Raw genomic sequence first — 22,933 nt, forward strand, 5'->3', positions numbered from 1 at the left:
CCCAAAGGGATTATTTCAGGATATGTTATATAGAAAGGAATGAATCATATGGCATTAAAACCCCATAGAGGCAAAACATTAAGAACCTTGCCGTCACGGGGCAGAGGTACCTGCCCGGTATGTAATACCAAAAGAATTAAAGTGCTTTATCCTCTGATAACAGGTGACGGAAATAAACTGACCGTATGTAAAAGATGCAGGAATAGGAAGATAGCCGCTCTTTAGCTGCCGTTTAAGCCGGATTCTTAACTGTCCGGCTGGCTGCCAAATACGCGATGCTCTTTTTAAACGCTGTAGCCGCAGCCATGCTGTTTCACGGCATAACGGTCCATCTATTTGAATATAGATACAAATTAATACAGCCGCTGCCAAAAGCCTGGTATCCGCAAATATTTATCATTGGACCACTGCTTAATGGCAGTGGTTTTTTTGGACGGTTTTATAGAAATTGAAAAACTGGAAAAGAATTGAAATTGTGTATAAATTATAAATATGGTAAGACAACTTTTTTGAATGAATGAAACTTAAGAAAATCAATAGTTGTAATGGATTTATATATTCAAGGTATAGTACCGGATTTACAATTGAAACTGCTTCAGACTATAACTGTAAAAAAACAGAAAGAAAATGTTTAGTTTTTACGCAAAATTTAGTACATAAAATTTGACTTATGAGCAAATTTGTGTATAATCAAATATATAAATCGACACGATATGTTAAAAATCTGGAAGTTTTCTAACATTGTAAAGTTGATGAAATCCATATAGAACTTTGTTTCATAATTATACTAACTTAAAAAAGGCAAACTTATCGAAAGGTAAGGACGCAAAGCCACGAGTCTAAGGCATATGCTAGGATAGTCGGGTTACTGTAGTTAATGTAGCCATCTGTGGGCGACTGCATTTGGCTTTTTTTTATGCAATAAATACAGATATAATACATTAGGAGGTCTAGATGTGGAGAGTCATAACGAAAGAAAAGTAATAAGGGGTGTAATGAACACCAACCTTGCTGTAATGCTTGTCTGCTTTGTTGTTTTAACGGCAGGAGCATTTTTAAGAGTGCAGCCTCTGATATTTATAGCAGTGGTATTGGAATTAGCAGCCCTTTGCCTTACGTTCGTGCTGAATGCCAGGCTGAATAAGGCAGCTCAGGCAAATGATACGGCAGTAAGAGCAGAAAGTAATTCCGTCTACAGCGAAAATAAGCCGGCGGTCAATACGGAGGAGAACATTAATGAATTCATTCAGCATGTGAAGGAATCTGTAGAAGTTATTACGTATTCCTCCGAAGAAATGAAACATTCCTCCGGTGAAATGAGTGACATTTCAAGCAAAGTCACCCTGTCCATATCCCAATTGGCAGAGGGTGCAACCCAGCAGGCAGAGTCAACGGAAAAGGGCAGCACCAGAATAAACAACATAACCGAAATGATTATTTGCATCGGCGAGGATATGGCTGCTTCCGATAAGGTTTCCGATGAAGCGATGGCAGCCATGGCAGATGTAAAAGAGTCCATTCGCTTCCAGGAAGAGAAAATGACGGAAAACAAGGTCATTACGGAAAATATGGAAGTTGCCATTACAGACCTTATGGAAAAGTCGAAGGAAATCGGTAAGATATTAGAGGTTATAAAGGGTGTGGCGCAGCAGACCAACCTGCTTGCTTTAAATGCTGCTATTGAAGCAGCAAGAGCCGGAGAGCACGGAAGGGGCTTTGCCGTTGTATCCGAGGAAATCCGTAAATTGGCGGAACAGTCCGCTGAATCCGGCAAGCAGATAACGGAAATCATCAACGATGTCCAGCAGGGTATCGAAAACACCGTTATGCAGATTAAGACGGCTAATACCCTTTCCCAGGAGCAGGGAAAAGCTTTTGAGCAGACAGTAAGCTCCATTTCCGATATTTCCGAAAAAGTATCCTCTATCGGTGTAAAGGTAAAAGCGGCAGCCGGTGCCACCAAGACTCTGACAGATGATGCAAGGGAAGCCGAAGATATGATTGCTACCATTGCAAGTATATCGGAGGAAACGGCAGCAGGGACACAGGAAGCCTCTTCTTCGGTTGAGGAACAGAACAATCTGATTCAATTGGTTGCAGAGTGCTCCAATGAGATGTCTAACATTGCACAAGTCCTCAAAGAGAAACTGGAAGCTTTCAATCTGGAATAAGTCAGAACATCCGATTGTCTTGGAGGTTTACTCCATTTCAAAATAAATTTTACTTAGGAGGAATTTGTTATGATGATAACACATCCAAGGGGTCTGTATTCCATTAATTATGATCCTGACAAAAAACTAATATACGAGACACCTGTAGGTCTTTGGACAAAAGAGGATTATAACGAATACCACGAACAGTATGTAAACAAAATCGGACCCGCTATCGGTAAACAGCCTTGGGCAGCTATTACCGATGTAAGAAAATATAAGATGTCTGATCTTGGGGATGTAATGGCAAAGCATACCGACTGGCTGGTTGAAAATAATATTCAGTGTGCGGCTGTTATTGTAGACAGTGCTATTGTTAAAATGCAGATAAACAGGGCGGTTTCATCCAAATTCCCTCAGCAGGCCTTTTTAAATGAAGACGAGGCTGTGGCTTGGTTAAAAACAAAAGGCTTCTAAAATAAAATACTTAACAGTTGATATGCTCCCTTTCGGCAGGCAGGTAAAATTGTCTGCCCGGAAGAGAGCATATTTTGTTAAATTACCGCAACCCCTTCATTTCTCTTTATTTCGCTGCAATCTCAAATTCCTGCATTCCCATGCTTCCCGGGGCAATTTCATATTTATCGAAAACAATCACCGGATTCTTATTCTGATTAATATAAAATTTAGTATTTTGGTCGATGGTCTGAAAACCGCCTTCATCGGGCTTGAAATACATATTATCGGAATTTTCCTTGACCCTTTCCGCCATCTGCTCCCGGATGCCGGTATTTGCCCGTTGGACATAATCCTTTCCCAGCAGCTCCTCAAGGGTTATTTCGGTATCGGTACTCAGGTTGATGTTATAAAAGGTATTAAAGTCATAGGCACTTACCCAGGATTCCGCCCCGTAGAGCACAAAGGAAACCATGTTATCATCCTGGTATTTTACATCATAATTTACTTTTATCTCAATGTTTTTCTGCTTAAATTCCTCCTCGGTGCCTCCTGTATCCAGAAAGGCCTTTTTATACTCCTCAACCCTTTCCTTTGCCTCCTTTAAATATGCCTTGGACTTCTCCTCGATCATTTGGTTGACCTTTTGCGCAGTGGACTTCTCGGAGGTTACCTGTGGCAGAGTGACCTTCACGGTCTTATCCGCGTCTTTTTCTTCATAGCTGCGGAGAGTCAGAACCTTTGCGACCCAGCCGACGACCGGGAGATTTCCTGCATTCTGGGCAAAAGCTGCATTGGTGTTCAGGGCTGTAATCAGTAAGGCAGCACAGGCGGCAGCGGCAGTGAGAGTGAATTTCAGACGGATATGCGGCTTTTTAAGAGGGGGTTCCTCCAGGGAAGGAACTTTCCTAATGGCTATTTCCTTTTCAATCCGTTGACTTAAATCCGATGGAATCTTTAGGTTATCATATATGTTTTTTGCAGCATCAAATCGTAGGCTTTCCTTCATATGAGTTCTCCTTTCAGGGACTTTTGTAATTGCCGTATTCCGGCGTAAAGGCGTGTTTTTACGGTGCTTAAATTTATTCCCGTGATATCTGCGATTTCCTTTAACGTCATATCCTCATAATAATGAAGAAGAATGACGGTTTTGTATTTATCAGGCAGTTTGTTAACCTTATCGTATAATTCATAGCCTGCATCAAATTCCTTCTGGTAATAAAAATCTTCTTTTATGAACTCCTCCTCCAGAGGAAGCTCCCTGCGGTATTTTTTCCGGTAGGCCAGGCACTCATTTACCAGGACACGGTAGAACCAGGTCTTTAAATAGTCGGGATTACGAAGGGAAGGGTAGTTTTCCAGGGCCTTGCAGACTGCATTTTGCACGGCATCAAGGGCCGCCTCCTTATTGTTAAGATAACTGTAAGCCAGGCGGTAGAACTTATTCTGGTTACCGGTTATGTATTCTGTTAACTGTGTGTACACACTGTCTTTCACAAAGCTTCACCTTCTCTCTGTTTCATTTATCAGCTGATTGTAGAGCACTTGATTTTTTTGCCCTGCTATATAGTTAGATAGCCTGGAAGGGTAAAAAGTTTGAAAAATATTTGATTTGGTTGTCATAATTCAATGTCAAGTTAGTGAAGGTATACCTGGAGTATAAAAAAGCACTCAACTCCATGAAAGCCGCTTCACTGGATTTTTATACTCCAAATATACACAGATAAGATCTGAGAATAACTTAAGACACCCGAATCCTGCATGAAATTAAAAAGTATGAAAATGTTGGAAAAAATAAAAAATATCCCTTGACAATTTCAAAAGAATTCTATATTATAATAATAGTAATAATTACTGATATTAATTATTTAAAAGAAACCATAAATATAGTATAACAAAAATTATCAGGAGGTATTAATTATGTCATTAATCGGAACAGAAGTAAAAGCATTTAAGGCACAGGCCTATCGTGAAGGAAAATTTGTAGAGCTGACAGAGGAGGATTTCAAGGGAAAATGGAGCATTGTTTGCTTCTATCCGGCAGACTTTACCTTTGTGTGCCCCACAGAGCTTGAGGATTTGCAGAACAATTATGAAACCTTTAAAAAACTTGGTGCAGAGGTTTACTCCGTATCCACCGATACCCACTTCACCCATAAGGCATGGCATGACACATCGGAGGCTATCCGCAAGATAACCTATACTATGATTGGGGACCCTTCCCATACCCTTGCCAGAAATTTTGATGTATTAATTGAAGAGGATGGACTTGCGGACCGCGGAACCTTCCTCATTGATCCCGATGGTGTAATCAAGACTGTGGAGATTAATGCCGGAAATATCGGACGAAATGCTGACACGATGGTTGATAAGCTGAGAGCTGCCCAGTATGTGAGAAATAATCCCGGTGAGGTGTGCCCTGCAAAGTGGAAAGAAGGCGGAGCAACATTGAAGCCAAGTCTTGACCTGGTAGGGAAGATTTAAGGAGAATAGCAGGCGGGTGAAAGCGTTATACTTTCACACTTATTTGACAGTATCGCAGGTTTGCCTGCGATACTGTATGTATGTCAGCGGGAAACAAAAGTAGTTCACACTTGCTCCCATTGCATACCGCAGGCTTGTCTGCGGTACTGCCATAAATAAAGGAGTGTGAAAGTGTTTTTCTTTCACATTTGCTCCCATTGCATACCGCAGACCGGTCTGCGGTACTGCCATAAATAAAGGAGTGTGAAAGCACTTTTCTTTCACACTTCCTGTTCAGGTAAGACAGTAAACAAAGCTGTATATAAAGGTTTAGAAAGGAGGAAAATATGGCGCTGGAATTAGAAATCAAAAATCAATTGGCAGAATATTTAAATTTACTGGAAAGTGATATAGAGATTAAGGTAAGTGCAGGTTCTGACAGCATATCGGAGGATTTGGTAAGGTTCATAGAAGAAGTAAGCTCTCTGTCGGATAAAATCACCGTAGAGAAAGAGCTCTTACCCAGAACACCAAGCTTTCAGATCTGTAAAAAGGGTGAGGGAAAGGGCGTGACCTTTGCCGGTATTCCGCTGGGGCATGAGTTTAATTCCTTTGTACTTGCTCTTTTACAGGTCAGCGGAAGACCTCCCCGGATAGAAGAAAAGGTACAGGAGAAAATCAAGGCACTAAAGGGTGATTATCAATTTGAGACCTATATCAGCTTAAGCTGTCATAACTGTCCGGAGGTCGTACAGGCATTAAATGCCATAAGCGTATTGAATCCGGGCGTTACACATACCATGATTGACGGAGCTGCCTTCCAAAAGGAAGCAGAGGATAGGAATGTCCTGGCGGTGCCGGCAGTTTATCTGAACGGAGAATTTTTTGGCGGCGGACGGATGGACCTGGAGGAATTTCTTCAAAAGCTTGACGCCCCCGTGGAGGCAGAGGGAATCAATGAAAAAGAGCCCTTTGATGTTCTGGTGGTAGGCGGTGGCCCTGCCGGAGCCAGTGCAGCTATCTATTCCGCACGTAAAGGCATCCGCACCGGTATTGTTGCGGAACGTTTCGGCGGTCAGGTGCTTGAAACCCTGGGAATTGAGAATCTTATCGGTACAAAATATACGGAGGGTCCCAAGCTGGCCCAGAGCCTGGAAGAGCATGTAAATGCTTATGATGTGGATATTATAAAGGGCCAGCGGGCAAAGGGCCTTAAAAAGAAGGACCTTATTGAAGTGGAACTGGAAAGCGGCGGGACTCTGAAAAGCAGGACGGTAATCCTTAGCACCGGTGCCAGATGGCGGAAGGTCAATGTACCCGGCGAAGAGGAATTTAAGAACAAAGGCGTTGCTTATTGTCCTCATTGTGACGGTCCCTTATTTAAGGGAAAAAGGGTTGCAGTCATCGGCGGAGGTAATTCCGGCATTGAGGCTGCTATTGACCTGGCCGGAGTGGCAGAACATGTTACCGTTCTCGAGTTCATGCCGGAATTAAAGGCTGATGCCATCCTGCAGACACACCTTAGCAGCCTGCCCAATGTTACTGTTTATAAAAATGTACAGACAAAAGAGATAACCGGAACCAATAAGGTTAATGGAATTACCTTTTCCAACCGGGAAAATGGGGAAGAAAAGCATCTTGAGCTGGAGGGAGTATTTGTCCAGATCGGTCTGGTGCCTAACACGGATTGGCTGGGGGACACCCTTACCCGTAACCGGATAGGTGAGATAACCATTGATAATCACAACAATACAAGTGCTGCCGGTGTTTTTGCCGCAGGGGATTGCACGGACAGTCCGTACAAACAGATTATTATTTCCATGGGTTCCGGAGCGAATGCCGCATTAAGCGCTTTTGATTATCTGATAAGAAGTGAAGCATAGCAGCGGACTTGCATGGAGGTATATGGCTGACAGGATAGGGGTAGGATTATGCTGCCAGGGAGTGGAATCAGATGCTGCTGTGGAAATGCGGAGTAAGGAATTGTTGTATCAATAAGGCAATGGTTTTAATTAAATATTCAGAAGGGCATCCCATATGACAGCTTAGTCAGTTATGGGGTGCCCTCTTTTGGCATTGGATAAGTGCTGTTAGCAAGCTTGGAAGTTAGCTTTCTAACAGCACTTATTTCTGTTTATTGATACCTTTTTGCTGATTTTTATAATCCATAGCTTGATTTTAAAGGTGAAATTGCTATTTTTCAAAGCATGTTACAACTTCTTCTTAGTTTACTAATCGGCAGGGCGGATTAAAATGAAAACAGAACGAAGGAGAGAGGACATCAAGATATGAAGAGAAATAATACAGTCAAAAAAGAGAGCTTTTTTCGTGACGTGGCTAAGAATAAATTCTCTTATTTAATAGCCCTGCCAGCAATAATTTATGTTTTCCTGTTTAACTATATGGCATATCCTTACATGCTGATAGCCTTTCAGCGTTATGATTACAGAAATAATTCCATCGTAGATATTATTTTTAAAGGGAAATGGGTCGGATTCAAGAATTTTAATTTCTTCTTCTCCTCCCAGAACGCTTTCCGGGTAACCTGGAATACCATTTATCTCAACGTCCTGTTCATTATTACCGGTACGGTAATGGCAGTATTGCTGGCAATCCTGCTGAATGAGCTGCGGTGCAAATGGTTTATCAAGATAACACAGTCCGTTATGCTGTTTCCAAGTTATATTTCCTGGATTATGGTCAGCTATATTTTAATCAGTTTGTTCTCGACCCAGTACGGTATTGTCAATACGGCTCTAAGGTCCATGGGAATGAAAGCAGTCAACTGGTACACGGACCCCAATGTATGGCCGGGTATACTGGTAGTAATGAAGATTTGGAAGGGAGCGGGAATGAGCGCCATTATCTTCTTAGCCTCCATTACCGGTATTGACTCATCACTCTATGAGGCAGCAGCCATTGACGGAGCCGGCAGGTTCCAGATGATGAAGCGGATTACCCTTCCGTTAATCATGCCGACCATAGTAATTATGACTTTGCTATCCTTGGGAAAAATTATGTATGGTGATTTCGGTATGATATATGCACTGGTGGGCGATAATGGAACCTTATATAAGACAACGGATATTATTGATACTTATATATTCCGCTCCATGCGCCAGATTGGTGACATGTCCCAGTCTACCGCAATTGGTTTATTCCAGTCGGGAATTGGCTTTATCATGGTCTATGGTTCCAACTGGCTGGCAAGAAAATTCTACCCCGACGGGGCACTCTATTAAAAGTAATAAGCCGCTTACGGCGGCGGAAAGGATGTTACAGTATGAAAAAGTTTTCCTGGGGGAATTTCTTCATTGGTTTCTTTATTTTAGCATTTACTCTGCTTTGCCTGCTTCCAATGGTATTGACCTTTATGGTCTCGATAACAGATGAAACAACCATTATGCGGGACGGCTACAGCTTCTTTCCAAAGAAAATTTCCTTTTATGCCTATGAGCTGATGTTTCGGGACGGCTCCTCTGTAATACGGAGCTATATCATATCCATAGCTGTTACGGTGGTCGGTACCTTATCCGCAGTGGTGATTACCGGATTGGCAGCCTATACCCTGTCCAATAAAAATGTAAAGTACCGCAATGCGCTGGGAATGTATTTCTTTATCCCTATGGTATTTGGAGCAGGTATTGTTCCCTGGTATTTAATCTGCAATATGCTGCATCTGCGTAACAATATATTTGCACTCATTGTCCCGAGCTTATTGTTCAGTACCTTTAATATGTTTCTGGCACGTAATTTTATGAGCTCCCTGCCGGATTCCCTGCGGGAGTCGGCGACCATAGACGGGGCAAATGATATTGTAATTGCGCTAAAGATCTATTTTCCTTTAACAGTTCCGGCATTGGCGACCATTGGCCTCTTTTACGGTCTGGGCTATTGGAATGACTGGTGGAATGCCATTATGCTTGTGGATAATGAAAAGCTGTATCCGATCCAGTATTTGCTCCTTCAGCTTAAATCCCAGATTTCCATGCTAAAGGATTTACAATATCTGAGCGGTGCAACCAGTATGACAGTACCGTCGGAATCCATAAAGATGGCAACGGCCATTGTTACCATCGGTCCCATTGTCCTGTTATATCCGTTCCTGCAGAAGTATTATGTCAAAGGTCTGGTAGTTGGCTCTGTAAAGGGTTAAAATACATATAACAAAAAGGAGATTTTCTATGAAAAAAGTATTGGGTTTATTACTCATTGCAGTGATGATGATGTCACTGCTGGCCGGCTGTAAGCAATCGGCAGATAATGGAGGAAAGGACAGCGGGAAGACGAATGGTTCCTCAAATACCTCCGGTGACTCCAAAAACACAGATACCAGTTCAAGTGAACCTGTAAAGTTAATTTATGTTGTTCCCGGCGATGCACCGGCAGACCTGGAAAGAGGCCTGAAGGCAGTGAATGAAAAGCTTGCTGCCGACGGAGTCGGTGTGGAAATTGAGCTTAAGTATTATGCCTGGGATGTATGGGACCAGAAATTAAACATCATGCTTTCCACCGGTGAGGAATTTGACATGTTCCACGTTATGAATGACCGCGTTTCCCTTGCCAATTATGCATCCAGAGGCGCTTTGGCAGATCTTACCCCCTATATGGACCAGTATGGCTCTGCCATCAAAGCTGCCAATCCCGAGCTTGCAATGAAATCCGGACAGGTAGGCGGGAAGCAGTACGGTATTCCTGCTTACTGGGTGGAAAGTGCCCTGGATCATCAGGCAACCATCCGTACGGATATCCTTAAAAAATACAACCTGGATATGCCAACCACCTTTGAGGAGCTGACCAGTGCCTTTGAAACGGTCATGAAGAACTGGGACGGCGCACAAAAGCCTTTTATTCCCATGGTTGGAACCGAACAGGTCGGCGGATATTTCTTTAACAGTGATAACAATTACGTACTGTACGATAAGATGTTCTATGTAGGACAGGACGGCTCCGTAAAGAATTATTTTGAGACAGATGCCTTTAAGGAAAGCTGTAAAAAAGCCCGAATCTGGTACGAAAAGGGCTTGATTAATCCCGATGTTCTAACGGTGACCCAGGACCAGAAGGATAACCAGCTGACCAACGGCGACTGGTTCGTACATGCAGGAACCATCGGGGATATTACAGGTATGAAGAAGAGCTATCCGGATATTACCCCAGATGATTTTGCATGGCTGGATTTTGATACAGCAACACCGGAAATCCGTCCTTACGGAACACGTAACATCCAGGCGGTTCCTCTTTCCAGCAAGCATCCGGAAGCAGCAGTAAAATTTATTAACTGGTTATATTCCAGCCAGGAGAATTTTGATCTCTTTGTATACGGAACCGAAGGTACGGATTATAAGAAGCTGGATGACAGAAACTACGAAGCAATTACCGATGCGGCTTCCGGACAGGTGCCTTATTCCTTTGCAACCTGGATGATTGGAAATATCAACTTTGAATATACTAATTCCACAGCACCGAAGGTTACCAATGAGCATCTTTATAACATTGATAAAACTGCAGTGGAAGGATATGCTTCCCAGTTTACCTTTGACGGCTCCAATGTGCAGACCCAGCTTGCCGATGTAAATACTCAGATTGCGGCTGTAATAGCGCCTATGGCATGCGGTGTTGTAGATTATGATTCCAGTATCAAAGAAGCACTTAATCTTCTTAAAAAAGCCGGCATTGATGATCTGGTCAATGAATTCAAGAGCCAGCTGGAAACCAGCAGGCAGCAGTAAGGATGCCTGGACAGGTTTTGCGGAAACCAGGCTCTGAAGAACAAGGCTTTATGGAAGGTCTGTTTGTTAAAGCGCAAGAATGTAAAGCATTAATAGTCAGATAATATCAGAGGAAGGGCACTGCCGATTATTCTATCTGCTGATACAGCATTATACCAGGCAGCCTGGCTGCCTGAGGTACTGCTCCCGGCAGAGGGAATGAATCGGCAGTATGCGTTCACCGTATCGAAGTGTTTTGGTCTTGCCAGCATTGTGCTCTGGATGATATATTATTTAATAGGATGTGCTGTCCTTCGGATGCCATTGAAAAGGCCTTGACCAGTCAGCGGGGTGACATAAAAACGACATTACATAGGAACAGGAGACAGAGATATGTCAATTAAGGAAATAAAAGACCAGTTTGAACTGGAGAAAAATCAGAAGATATATGACAGCGCAGTACTGACCTTTCATGGAACAGAGGGCTTTGACGTTTATAACTGCTCACTGCCCTTTACCTGGGACGGAAAAGAATATATTTACGGAAGAGTGGAAAAAAGGGATGAATGGGCCCGCTCCTGGGCCAGGCTCTTTGAAAAGACGGGAAAAGATGAGTATACGCTGGTGAAGGACCATATGATCTATCAGTTGGAGGACCCTTATATCAGCGTTGTCCAGGGAGAAATAGTACTTGGGGGAACCCATGTGCGTAAGCGCGGCGGTGCAGTGGATACCTATTACGGCTATTTCTACCGGGGGAAGGACCTGAAGGACCTGGTGTACTTTACCACAGGTCCCGATTATATGAAGGATATCCGCCTGGTAGAGCTGGCCGACGGCAGAATCGGTGTTTTTTCAAGACCCAGAAACGAAGAAATTGAAAAGAAATACGGCAGCGCTTCCGTGATAGGCTTTGCCGTAATATCCTCACTGGAGGAGCTGACCAATGAGGTGATAGAATCTGCGGAGCCCATCCTTGGTATCTTTGATAAGGGAGAGTGGGGCGGCTGTAACCAGGTATACCTGCTGGCAGACGGCACGCTCGGTGTAATCGGGCACCAGTGCTATACCCAGCCGGTGGAAGGGGAGAAGGCACTGGCGGTCTATGTGAATATCTCCTTTGAATTTGACCCCCGGACCTTTGAGGTGAAGAACAGAAAAATTATCGGTACCCGTTCCTGCTATCCGGCAGGGCCGGCCAAGGTACCAAATCTGATTGACTGCACCTTTACCTCGGGAATTGTTATGAGAGGGGACGGAAAAGCAGATTTATACGCAGGTATCGGTGATACTATGGAAGGCCGGATTACCATTGAATATCCCTTTTGCATTCCGCTGAAATAGAATTTAAATGTGCTTAGTGTACACTGCACAGATTGGAGCTGGGGTTGAGAAAGTATTTTAAGAAACTGTTGTCCTATTCTGTGTACCGGAGGACACTGATTACTTATTCTATCAGTATTCTTGTTATTACTACCCTTATTTTGATGAGCTTGTACGGTGTCTTTATTGTCAGCATCAAACAAAACCAGATTGATTCAACCAAACAGCTTTTAGGCCAGTTAGTCAGAGAGGTAGATAACTTAAAGACAGATATTGATAATGTTGCGTCGGTAATTACAAGTGACAGCAGGACGTTGAAATTTGTTCAGAATAAAGAGGATAATAAAAAGGATAATTACTATTTATTCCTTAAGCTTCAGGAAATAAAAAGCGCTTATTCTTATATTGAGGATATTTCCATTGTCAATTTTAATAACGGAAAGTGTATACAGGCAATAGGAAACAATGGGGGCGGTAAGGCTAATATTGACTATGCCTTATCGATGCTGGAGCAAAAAAAATATATTGGTGTAAGAACAATCAAGCAAATACAGAAGACAAAGAATGTTGTGTCCTTTTTACAGTATCTGCCTTATTATAACGCAATGGTAATAGAGGATGTAAATGCCGACTGGTTCCAGTACAGTCTTAACGATAACCACAGGGCAGCCAGAAAGGTGTATATTATCGATGTTGACGGAAGCGCTGTTACCAGTAATACAAGGGCCGTGGTAAATAACCAGCCCCTGTCGGAGTACTTTTACTCTATTATAACCAGGTTAAATCCCAGGGAAAAAAGCTTTGTCTATGATGATAAAGTAAAGCGGCAGCTGGTCTTTTTCTCCGAATCCCCGGAATTTGGCTGGTGGTTTATTGATATGCAGGATTATTCCTATTTCAACAGCCGGTTTCAAAAAATAAGCATTACCTTTGTTGGAATAGCTCTGGCCCTGGTGTCCTTTTGCCTGCTTATCTCCGTTATATTCAACAGAAAGATCCAAAAGCCTCTGGTGGAGCTGGACATGGCCATTGCCAGGGGAACACATGAGAAATATTTAAAAGAAAATTATATTAAAACCCTGTATCTGTATAACCTTCTGACAGGGGAGCAGATGCCGCTGTTTGTACCACAAAAGGAGCTGAACTATCTGGAGGAGCACTACAGCGGAAATTATTACTGTGTAATGCTTTTAAAAATCCAGGATAAAAGTCCCCTTGACCCCTCTGTCCGTAAGGAGGAGTATAAGCTCTACCGCTATGCTGTCTGTAATCTTTCGGATGAAATCTTTGGAGATGATTTCCGCTGCAAGGCTGTGGATATGGGAGAGGATCAGGTAGGACTCCTCTTCTTTCTTGAGAAGAAGGCAGTTGAGGAGGAATATGCTTTATGCTTTCGGCAATTGAAGGAATTTGCAGAGAAGATGTTTCCTATCCTGGTCAGCGGCAGTCTGGGGATTGTGGTCGACAGCAGGAGGGATATCTATGCCTCCTATCATAAAGCAAGGCAGTATATGGAGATGAACCAGCTGATCAACCGGGAAGAGCTGATAGATGCCAATAACCAGGTCAGTGCAAATTATCAGGAAAAGAACAGGAAGCTGGTGGAATCCATCCTGGAATATACGGAATACAATTTCAATAATCCCGATCTGTCCTTAAAGAGTATCTCACAGGTGTTTGGATTATCCACGGCCTATCTGGGAAAGATATTCAAATCCGTTCAGGGGGAGGCATATTCATCCTATATTACAAGCTGCCGGTTGGAGAAGTCAAAGCTTGTTCTGCTTCAGACTGCAAAAACGGTCAATGATATCGCAGCAGAGGTCGGCTTTACGAATTCCACCTATTTTGCCACTCTTTTTAAAAATACCTACGGAATGACACCGACTGCCTTCAGGAGCCAATATCACAATTAGTATAGAAGATAGTACATTGTTCTGAATGGATGATACTGGTATACTGGAATTCAAGCGTTAAAAGCTGATTGGAGCATTTCACACACCTTATTTATTGCAGCAGCACAGGCAAGCCTGGGATATGCTGCCGGAACAAGGAGTGAAGGAGATTGTAAGGAAGGAAAGGATGCCGCTATGCAGTCCGGCTTACCGGTCTGGCGGTGGCAGGCAATGGTGTAAAAGATGTTGAAAGAAAATGGGGTAGTTCTATTTCAAGGTGACAGTGTGACCGACTGCGGCAGGAACAGGGAGGATGAAAAGGATATGGGAAACGGATATCCTTTATTGATCAGTTCCTGGTTTCAGGCCAGATATCCTGAGAAAAATATCCGTTTCATTAATAAGGGAATCAGCGGGAACAGGGTAACCGACCTTGAGTCAAGATGGGATACGGACTGCATAAACCTGGAACCTGCATTTGTTTCGATTCTTATTGGAATAAATGATACCTGGAGGCGCTATGACAACAATGACCCTACCTCCGTACAGGATTTTGAAAACACATACAGAAAGATTATTTTACAGGTAAAAGAAAAGACAAATGCAGAGATAATGCTGTGTGAGCCATTTGTTCTGCCTGTTCCGGAGGACAGAAAAGAGTGGAGGGAAGACCTGGATCCCAAGATTCATGCGGTAAGAAGCCTGGCCAGAGAATTTCATACATTGCTCCTGCCCCTTGATGGTCTGATTAACAGTGCGGCTGCTCAAAGAAGCCCCGAAACCTGGGCGGCGGACGGAGTACATCCCACCATGGCAGGTCATGCCCTGATAGCCCAGGAGTGGATCAGAAAAGCAGGGTTCTGATAGAAGGAAAACAGGATAGGAAAATATAAAAGAGGCTGCTTCAAAATGTGATGAAGATACCAGATGCCGTTGATAGTAAACGATATCAACGCCAATCTTTGGTATTAAGCATATGCATCGAGGTGCCTCTTTTTTTGCGCCCGGAGCGGGAGAAGCTTTGGCTTCTGGAAAGCCTGGCAGCATCCAAGCCTTTTCTACATAAAATCTTAATGGAAAATTAAGGCGGAAGAACTGGTCTTCATAAACAATAATATGGTAAGGTTATAGCATGACTTTCGGATAACAGGAAAGAATATGAATAACGGAGGCAGGAATGTTACTTTTATTTTCTTTATTATTTTTGATAGCCGGGATTATTTGCGGAGCATATACCTTAATTATAATAGCCTATTCTGGGGCAGGAACGGATTTCTTATGGTTCTGGATACTGGCTGGTGCGGGAGGATTTTTGGCATCCGCCCTTTTCTTTCTGCTGCATAAAAAGCACATCCTGTTCCACAGGGTATGGTATGGCGTATTCATACTTTTGATTCTATGTGCCGCAGGAGTATTTCTCCTGGTAGAGGGAAATATTTATTTCGCAAGCAGGAGCAAGGTTTCGGATAATGCGGATTATGTTATTGTACTGGGAGCACAGGTCAGAGGAAAGACCGTATCAAAAGCCCTTAAGAACCGCCTGGATACCGCTTATGAGTATCTTAAAAAGAATCCTCAGACAGTGGTAATTGTATCAGGAGGACAAGGAAAGGGAGAAGAGATATCGGAAGCTCAGGCTATGAAGATTTATCTGGAAGGCAAGGGGATTAATGAAGACCGGATACTGTCTGAGGATAAATCTACGAATACCTATGAAAATCTAAGAAACAGTAAAAAAGTAATAGACAGCAAAAAAATAACAGACAGCAGGGAAGATGAGAAGAAAAGTACCGTTGAATCCGAATCAAAGACAGAGAAGGTCGTTGTAGTTACAAATAAATTTCATGTTTTCAGAGCAAAGGGACTGGCAAAGACCCAGGGGCTTAGGAGCGTACAGGGACTTGGTGCGCCAAATGACGATGTGCTGACCTTGCATTATTATGTTCGGGAGTTCTTTGGAGTAGTAAAGGACGTACTGGCAGGAAATATGAAATGGTAGAAAGAAAAATCTGTATTAATTGGTAATAAAAATAGTAAAACAACATACTATTTATGCAAATTGCACAAAAATGAGTTCAAAACTTTTTCGAAATATTTCGAAATAATTATACTTAAAATACCTTTTCAATGATATGATAGGTTAGTGGATAGGAAAATAAAGGATTTCTTCCACAGGCTTGATTATAAGAAAAGGAGAAGGTATATGAAAGCAAAGCAGAAAGAAAAGAGATTAGTCAGTTTCGTCTTAATTGTTGCGCTGTTATTTACGATGGTTCCTTCTATGACAAAGGCACTGGCAGAAGGAAATACGCCCGTAAGAAGTGTAACAGATGATGTAAGCGGCCAAATTAGGGGACAAACCTTGCCGTTATCTCTTTACCAGGGAGGTAACTATGAAGGCACGGTAAATGCAGTTTCCGGTTCTGCACTTACCGTAGTTGTAAATGGCCGGGAAAAAGGAATTACAAGCTGGCTGGAGGGAAATTCAGGCAGTGTTCATGTGCGCTACAATTCCATAACCGGAGAAGTCAGCAATTCCGTTTCCAATCCGGATATTTTTAAAAGCTCCGCTACCTGGGCGGGAAGTCTTGATGTGCTTGGGACAGGCTTAAAGAGCTGGGCACCGGAGGATACGAACGGTGACCTTACCTATCTTGGGGGAGGAATCTATGCAAAGGCCTTTTCTTTCCCCGCCCTTGCAAGCGATACGGCCCTCAGCTATAAGGTAGCGTATAACCATGGCTGGAATCAGGGGGAAGCAGGCAGTAACATAGATATTACAATACCGGCGGGAAGTACCGGTATCACAATCTTTGCGGATACCAATACCGGCTACATAGCAGATTCCATTACTGCACCTGCACTATTTCAGACAATTTCGTTAATCGGAACCGTCAGGGAAGCAGGGGGAGATGATTGGAATACAGCTTATAACGGATTTGATTTCAAGCCAATAAGCCAGAATATCTGTCTGTTCGATAAGACCTTTCAGACAGCCGGGACCTATGAATACAAGTATTTTAACCGGTCACAGGATAAATTGGCAGACGGAGACAGTAAAACCCTTACCATCCAGACAAGTGGGCAAAGGGTCCTTTTCCTCTATGATAAAGCTAACGGAGCTTTATATGATACGGTAAATGACTATAACAGCATAGCCGGGCTTCTCTCTTTTCCGCTATCCGGGGAGACGGAAACTTTGCCGGATACTTTTACTGCCCAGCCGGGAGGAAGCAGTGTATGGCGGGTTACCGGAGCTCTTGGAAGCTATGACAGCTGGAATCCAGGCAATGCCAAAACCGTTATGAGCCATTTGGCTGGTGAGTATTATGCAAAGTCCTTTGTATTGCCGGCAGGTACCTATGAATTTAAATTTACGAAAAACGGTTCCTGGGACAATGCCATTGGCTCCGATGGAATCAATAATAATGCCAGGAATTTTACCATGACATTAACAGAAAAGTCCAAGGTTAATTTCTATCTGAACGACGAATTAGAGGGCAAGGATAAGGTTCGTACGAATATAACCTCCCTGGAAGAGCAGGGCATCAAGCAATATGTACCGGTACTTTCAGACAGCGCATGGCCAAGACTGACCGGGGATCTTCAGCAGGCACTGGGGGAGGGAGCTAATTGGGCTCCTGATAAAGCAAAGCAGATGTTTGTAGATTATTACTTTAATAATTCTGTCTATAAAATACAGAGGACTCTTCCAAAAGGAAATTATGAGTGCAAGGTGGTATTTGGAGATAGCTGGAACAGTCCGAATTACGGAGGACCGGATGACAGCAGCTCGAACCTTTCGGTAAAGGTACTGGATACTGCGGCGGATGTGACTTTTTCCACCGATACGTCTGCGGCCTCTAAGGTGCTCACACATAATTATAAACCGAAGGATTCCCTTTATGACGGAGTCATTAATAAAGCAGCTCTCTTTTTTGACAGCAGGGATATTACTTATAAAAAACCTTTTGGCGCTGTGAAGGAAAACAGTGAAGATGTTACCTTCCGTATTGCCGCCCAGGCGGGAGATGCACAGCTGGTCAAACTGGAATTAATAGATTATAACGGTATTTCCAGAGATTTTAACATGTCTGTGGCAACGGTTCTTAATGGAAAAGATTACTGGGAAGTAACCGTGCCCAAAGAAACCTTTCATGAAATCGGTATCTGGAGCTATAAATTTATTGTAATCGACGGAAGCACAAAATATGAATATGGTGATGATGGCTCAAGCGGCGGTACAGGGGCTGTATCGGAGGACGGACAGACCCCCTATAACTTAACAGTCTATGACAGCAGTTATAAGACCCCGGACTGGATGAAAAATGCAGTGGTATATCAGATATTCCCTGACCGTTTCTATGATGGGGATACCTCTAATAACCATGCAAAGGATAAGGATGGCAGCAGAGGAGATAAGGTTCAGCTCTTTGAGGGAGATAAGTGGTCTGCCCTTCCGGAAAATCCCAGACAGTCAGAAGAAGCCAATAAACCCTATTATCCCAATGCCGCAACCGACGGTGTTTGGAGCAATGAATTCTACGGCGGAGATATTAAGGGTATTGAAGAAAAGCTTTCTTATCTGAAAACTCTGGGTGTAACAGCAGTATACTTAAACCCTGTATCCTGGGCAGCTTCCAATCATAAATACGATGCAACGGATTACAAGCATCTGGACCCCATGTTTGGAGAGCCGGTATATAATATTGCAGGAGACGCCTCCTCCGGATTAAATTATGAGGCAACCAAGGCAGCTTCCGATAAGGTCTACGCAAATTTTTCAAAGGCTTGCAGGGAAGTGGGAATCCATCTGATCAGTGACGGTGTATTTAATCATGTGGGCGATGATTCCATTTACTTTGACCGTTATGAGAAATATCCGGAAATCGGTGCTTATGAGTACTGGAGCAGGGTATGGCAGAAGGTGGAGACTGATAAGCTGACCCAGGCAGAAGCAGAAAAGGCAGTTAAGGATTATTATAAGTCTTCCATAAATCCTGCCACCGGTAAGAAATATACGGATGCTGATTTCTGCTATATCAACTGGTTCAAGGTAGGACCCGAGAAGGTTTATGACGATAAGACCGGTAAATTTGTGAGATATGCTTACGAGGGATGGTGGGGCTATGATTCACTGCCGGTAATTACTGCTGTAGAAGCAGAGCAGACCAGCCTTACCAATGACGCTTATGCAACTATTGCAGGGGCTCATGAATACAACAATGTAAATTACAGAGAAAATGTTATCGGCTATGATTTGAACTCTTCCAACGTTGCGAATGTAACAGAAGCCATGAAGTCAGCCAATTCTCAGAGATGGCTCTATATGGGTTCTGGCGGCTGGAGGCTTGATGTGGCACCGGATGTATCCGATGATACCTGGAGGCAGTTCCGTACTGCGGTCAAGTCAGCCGCCGGAAAGACGGACATTAACGGGAACCAAATCGAGGATCCGGTAATATTAGGGGAGGAATGGAACACAGCCACCAAATATCTCTTGGGCGATATGTTTGATTCCGTTATGAACTATCAGTTCAGAGCCGCTTTACAGGGCTTTTTGGTAAATGGGGGCGATGCCCTGGACCTTAACAATGCCCTGGAGGTCATCCGGGAGAATTATCCCAGGGAAGCCTGGCAGGCAATGCTTAACCTGGTAGATTCCCATGATACCGTACGAAATATTACAAAGCTTGATAATCCGACCTGGGAAGAAGAAAATACAAAGAATGCACCGGATGCTTCCGATAGAGCTGTCAAGCTCCAAGCCTTAACGGCAATATTCCAGTTAAGCTATCCCGGTGCCCCTACCATTTATTACGGCGATGAAGTAGGAGTGACCGGCACGAAGGACCCGGATTCCAGAAGAACCTATCCATGGGAAAGGGTAACCGAGCAGTCAGATGGTTCCTATAAGATTTCGGATGCGTATGCAGGCACCTATGGAGACCTGTTTAACTCCTATGTAAAAGCAGCGCAGGTGAGAAATGCCCATCTGGACCTTTTTGCCACCGGAGAGATTAAAACTGCCTACGCGAAGGGAGAAGTTATTGCTTATGCCAGAAAGAGTGCGGATGAAGGCGGTCTGTCTTTGATTAACCGTTCTGAAAAGGATGCGGATATAACGGCAGATGTAAAGGATTTTCTTCCGGAAGGACTTACGCTTAAGGATGAACTTGGGAGCGGTATTACCGGTACGGTGGCAGACGGAAAAATCGTACTTCATGTACCTGGCCTTACCGGACTTATGATGGTATCTGCTACGAAGCTCACGGCACTTCCTTTGGCACCGGCAGGTGTTACGGCAACAGCTTCCCAAGGCACAACAGCAGCGGTAAATATCAAGTGGAGCAGCGTAGAGGGAGCGGAAGGCTACTATGTATACCGGACACTATTGGAAGGCACAGAGGCTGTATTGCTGAACAGCATTCCGGTTACTGGAACAGAATATACGGACAATACCGTAACAAACGGAACCAGGTATTACTACTATATTAAGAGTGTGAAAGACGGTATCTTAAGCATCAGCAGCAGCGTAGCTACGGCTATGCCAAGCTTTAAGATAACGGAAGTCACCGTTCCGACAGCGGTGCCGGAAGTTACGATCGGGGTTGGAAAAAAGACCGGGGCTATTGAGGTAAAGGTAACCGTACCGGGGCTTACGGATAATGCCGACTATAAGGTCAAGGACGCCTTGGGACTTACAGGGCTGCTGGGGTACTACAAGGAAGGCAGCAGCAGGAATTCTGCTTTATTTACAAGGCTGCGCTATGAAAAGGATGAAGGCAGTGCAAAGGTATACAGCGCCTCTTTTGAACCGACAGAAGAAGGCAGCTACCATTATTTCGCCAGGATAACGGTAAATAACGGTTATACCTATACCGAATCAGCGGAAAGCAGTATGACGGCGGTCAGCAATTTCACACAGCCGGCACCCGGTGCACCGGTATTGGAACAGCCGGTTCAGGAATCCAGCAGGGTAACACTGAAATGGAGTGCAGCTCCCGGTAACCAGACCGGCTTTGAGGTTTACCGTGCCAAGGCTTTGGCAGGCAATTCCTATGAAGAAAAGATTGCCGTATTGGATGGAAATGTAACCGGATATACGGACTTTCTGGTAAGCAACGATACAACCTATTCTTACCGTGTGGCTGCCTTTAACAGTGAATATAACAGAAGCAGCTCCAATACGGTAACCGTAACGCCAAAGCTTACCATGGTGGAGGTCACCATAAGACTGCATATTCCGGATAAGGTGGCACCTTCTGCTACGGATAATATTTATGTGGCTGGCGATGCAAACGGCTGGAATGTTTCCGGCTGGCTGCTAAAGAAGCCAAGCGGCGCGACGGACAACAGCATAGTGGAATACACCTTTAAGATGATGTCCGGTAAAAAGCTCCAGTACAAATATACCAGAGGCACCTGGGCCACAGAAGCCCTGACCAGTAAGATGGAAGGAGATACCACCTCACCAGGTAATTACGGCTACAGCTCCACCGACACCAATATCAGTGCAGCAGTTACCAATCAGGGCGGCAATAAGATGCTGATAAACGACTATGTCCTGCGCTGGGTTGATATGCCGATTATGATAACGGTGCCCAGAACATCCTATAACGGGCAGGATATCAAATATACAACTACTGACAGCAGCTTCAATCTCCAGGCCTGTGTTCCTTATGGCGGAATCTTTACAATAAACGGGAAAAACATTAATTCCATACAGGCAGGGGCACTGGATTCCTACGGTAATGTAAGGCTTAATAATATACCGCTGTCGGTGGGTGAGAATATATTTACACTGCACATTGAACCTACGGAAGCAACAAAAGCTCTCCCCTGGCTTACCGATACAGGAAGAATTACCAGCCAGATGACAGCCTCCGTAAATATTAAGATTACAAGAACCAAAGGTTCCGATAATGAGAATCCCGGCAACAACAATAACAATAATAATGGTTCCGGTAATAGCGGTAATTCCGGCAGCAATAATTCTTCCTCCTCCGATAAGAAAGAGCCTGGCATAAAAGATAGCAATGTTTCAGGCTGGGAAAATATCAAGAAGGAGTTAAAGGACCTTGCTGAGAGTATGACCGGCGGCACCGTGGCTGAACATAATGTTAATATTGCAATGAATAAGGAAGTGGCTGTACCGGGAGCTGCACTTTCTGCCATAAAAGGTAAGAACATTAATCTTATTTTGGATTATGGTACTTATACCTGGACTATTAACGGAAAATCCATACAGGATAAAACAGCCCTGGCGGAGGAATACAATCTGGCAGTATCAGATGTCACCAATGGGAATATCAGGTCAGATGTTACAAGTGCTGTAAACGCAGCCTTAAAGCACAGCGGATTAAAGAATAAGAATATTCAGCTGCGCCAGGTGGAATTTGCTCAGGACACAAACTTACCCTTTACTGCCTCTGTAACACTTACGGTACCAGTGAAATATGCAGGAAAATATCTCTTTTTAAATTATTACAACAAAAATACAAAAAAGATTGAGAATGCAGGCTATGGCCTGGGAGGAAAAGATGGTAAGGTGAACTTGACCATAAAACATCTTTCTTCCGTATATGTCCTGACAACGGTCAATCCGCTGCTGCCTGCCCTGGCAGCTGAAAAACAACTGAGTGTTGGAGAAACCCTTAAGCTTAAGCCGTCCAACCTTTTAGAAGGAGCAAAAGTAACCTTTAAGCTAAGCGGCAAGGGTGCGGCGGGCATTAGTAAATATGGTACGGTAAAGGGCCTTAAGAATGGAACCGCTATCATAACAACAAAGGTAGTCCAGGCAGGAGGGACCTATACGTATAAGACAAAGATAATTGTGAAAGCAAAGTAAGCTATTCGATTTTGAAATTGAGGGTATCGCTCCATCATACTATTTTATGATGGAGCGATACCCTCATTGTTTTAAACATCTTTA

The 22,933-nt window shown here is 43.7% G+C and carries 16 protein-coding genes and 1 riboswitch; of the genes, 13 read left to right on the forward strand and 3 right to left on the reverse strand.

From position 1 onward, the window contains the following. The first annotated feature begins 790 nt into the window (after positions 1-790). A riboswitch (cyclic di-GMP riboswitch) is annotated at positions 791-873 on the forward strand. Positions 874-956: 83 nt separating this feature from the next. Together BUB77_RS16275 and BUB77_RS16280 are read left to right on the forward strand one after the other, a co-directional pair. Beyond that, a complete protein-coding gene (locus BUB77_RS16275) occupies positions 957-2,171 on the forward strand; it encodes a methyl-accepting chemotaxis protein (RefSeq protein ID WP_073277817.1) in 1,215 nt (404 codons plus the stop codon). Positions 2,172-2,240: 69 nt separating this feature from the next. Beyond that, positions 2,241-2,627 carry a hypothetical protein gene (locus BUB77_RS16280; RefSeq protein ID WP_073277819.1) on the forward strand — a complete coding sequence of 129 codons (387 nt, stop codon included), beginning with the start codon at positions 2,241-2,243 and terminating at the stop codon, positions 2,625-2,627. Between the two features lie 106 nt (positions 2,628-2,733). Here BUB77_RS16280 and BUB77_RS16285 read toward each other — a convergent pair whose 3' ends face one another. Beyond that, entirely contained in the window at positions 2,734-3,615 is an 882-nt protein-coding gene (locus tag BUB77_RS16285) for a DUF3298 and DUF4163 domain-containing protein (protein ID WP_073277821.1), read from the reverse strand. Next, complete coding sequence (locus BUB77_RS16290) at positions 3,612-4,103, reverse strand: RNA polymerase sigma factor (RefSeq protein WP_073277823.1); 492 nt, start codon at positions 4,101-4,103, stop codon at positions 3,612-3,614. Before BUB77_RS16290 ends, BUB77_RS16285 begins: the two co-directional genes overlap by 4 nt. Positions 4,104-4,526: 423 nt before the next feature. Here BUB77_RS16290 and ahpC point away from each other — a divergent pair, with 423 nt between their 5' ends. Then, positions 4,527-5,090 (forward strand): alkyl hydroperoxide reductase subunit C, encoded by a 564-nt coding sequence (gene ahpC, locus BUB77_RS16295; RefSeq protein WP_073277825.1) that lies wholly within the window; start codon positions 4,527-4,529, stop codon positions 5,088-5,090. A gap of 39 nt (positions 5,091-5,129) precedes the next feature. On the opposite strand, the gene BUB77_RS29475 is transcribed toward ahpC, so the two are convergent. After that, positions 5,130-5,354, reverse strand: coding sequence for a hypothetical protein (locus BUB77_RS29475; protein ID WP_139241208.1), 225 nt, complete (start codon positions 5,352-5,354; stop codon positions 5,130-5,132). A gap of 62 nt (positions 5,355-5,416) precedes the next feature. On the opposite strand from BUB77_RS29475, the gene ahpF reads away from it, so the two are divergent. The 10 genes from ahpF to BUB77_RS16340 all read left to right on the forward strand — a co-directional run bounded on the left by ahpF (position 5,417) and on the right by BUB77_RS16340 (position 22,849). Next, entirely contained in the window at positions 5,417-6,952 is a 1,536-nt protein-coding gene (ahpF, locus tag BUB77_RS16300; protein WP_073277827.1) for an alkyl hydroperoxide reductase subunit F, read from the forward strand. Between the two features lie 405 nt (positions 6,953-7,357). Beyond that, positions 7,358-8,311 carry an ABC transporter permease gene (locus BUB77_RS16305; RefSeq protein ID WP_073277829.1) on the forward strand — a complete coding sequence of 318 codons (954 nt, stop codon included), beginning with the start codon at positions 7,358-7,360 and terminating at the stop codon, positions 8,309-8,311. Between the two features lie 41 nt (positions 8,312-8,352). Then, entirely contained in the window at positions 8,353-9,225 is an 873-nt protein-coding gene (locus BUB77_RS16310; protein ID WP_073277831.1) for a carbohydrate ABC transporter permease, read from the forward strand. 28 nt (positions 9,226-9,253) lie between these two features. Then, positions 9,254-10,801 (forward strand): extracellular solute-binding protein, encoded by a 1,548-nt coding sequence (locus tag BUB77_RS16315; protein WP_073277833.1) that lies wholly within the window; start codon positions 9,254-9,256, stop codon positions 10,799-10,801. Positions 10,802-11,173: 372 nt separating this feature from the next. Beyond that, entirely contained in the window at positions 11,174-12,124 is a 951-nt protein-coding gene (locus BUB77_RS16320) for a DUF1861 family protein (RefSeq protein WP_073277835.1), read from the forward strand. Positions 12,125-12,168: 44 nt separating this feature from the next. After that, complete coding sequence (locus BUB77_RS16325) at positions 12,169-14,019, forward strand: helix-turn-helix transcriptional regulator (protein ID WP_073277837.1); 1,851 nt, start codon at positions 12,169-12,171, stop codon at positions 14,017-14,019. Between the two features lie 222 nt (positions 14,020-14,241). Then, positions 14,242-14,862 carry an SGNH/GDSL hydrolase family protein gene (locus BUB77_RS16330; protein WP_073277841.1) on the forward strand — a complete coding sequence of 207 codons (621 nt, stop codon included), beginning with the start codon at positions 14,242-14,244 and terminating at the stop codon, positions 14,860-14,862. A 47-nt stretch (positions 14,863-14,909) separates the two neighbouring features. Further along, positions 14,910-15,083 carry a hypothetical protein gene (locus tag BUB77_RS29960; RefSeq protein WP_170866670.1) on the forward strand — a complete coding sequence of 58 codons (174 nt, stop codon included), beginning with the start codon at positions 14,910-14,912 and terminating at the stop codon, positions 15,081-15,083. Between the two features lie 92 nt (positions 15,084-15,175). Beyond that, complete coding sequence (locus BUB77_RS16335; RefSeq protein WP_073277843.1) at positions 15,176-15,997, forward strand: YdcF family protein; 822 nt, start codon at positions 15,176-15,178, stop codon at positions 15,995-15,997. A 204-nt stretch (positions 15,998-16,201) separates the two neighbouring features. After that, complete coding sequence (locus BUB77_RS16340) at positions 16,202-22,849, forward strand: pullulanase X25 domain-containing protein (RefSeq protein WP_073277846.1); 6,648 nt, start codon at positions 16,202-16,204, stop codon at positions 22,847-22,849. Positions 22,850-22,933 lie beyond the last annotated feature (84 nt).

Origin of the sequence: Anaerocolumna jejuensis DSM 15929 (assembly GCF_900142215.1) — a bacterium.
GTDB lineage: Bacteria > Bacillota > Clostridia > Lachnospirales > Lachnospiraceae > Anaerocolumna > Anaerocolumna jejuensis.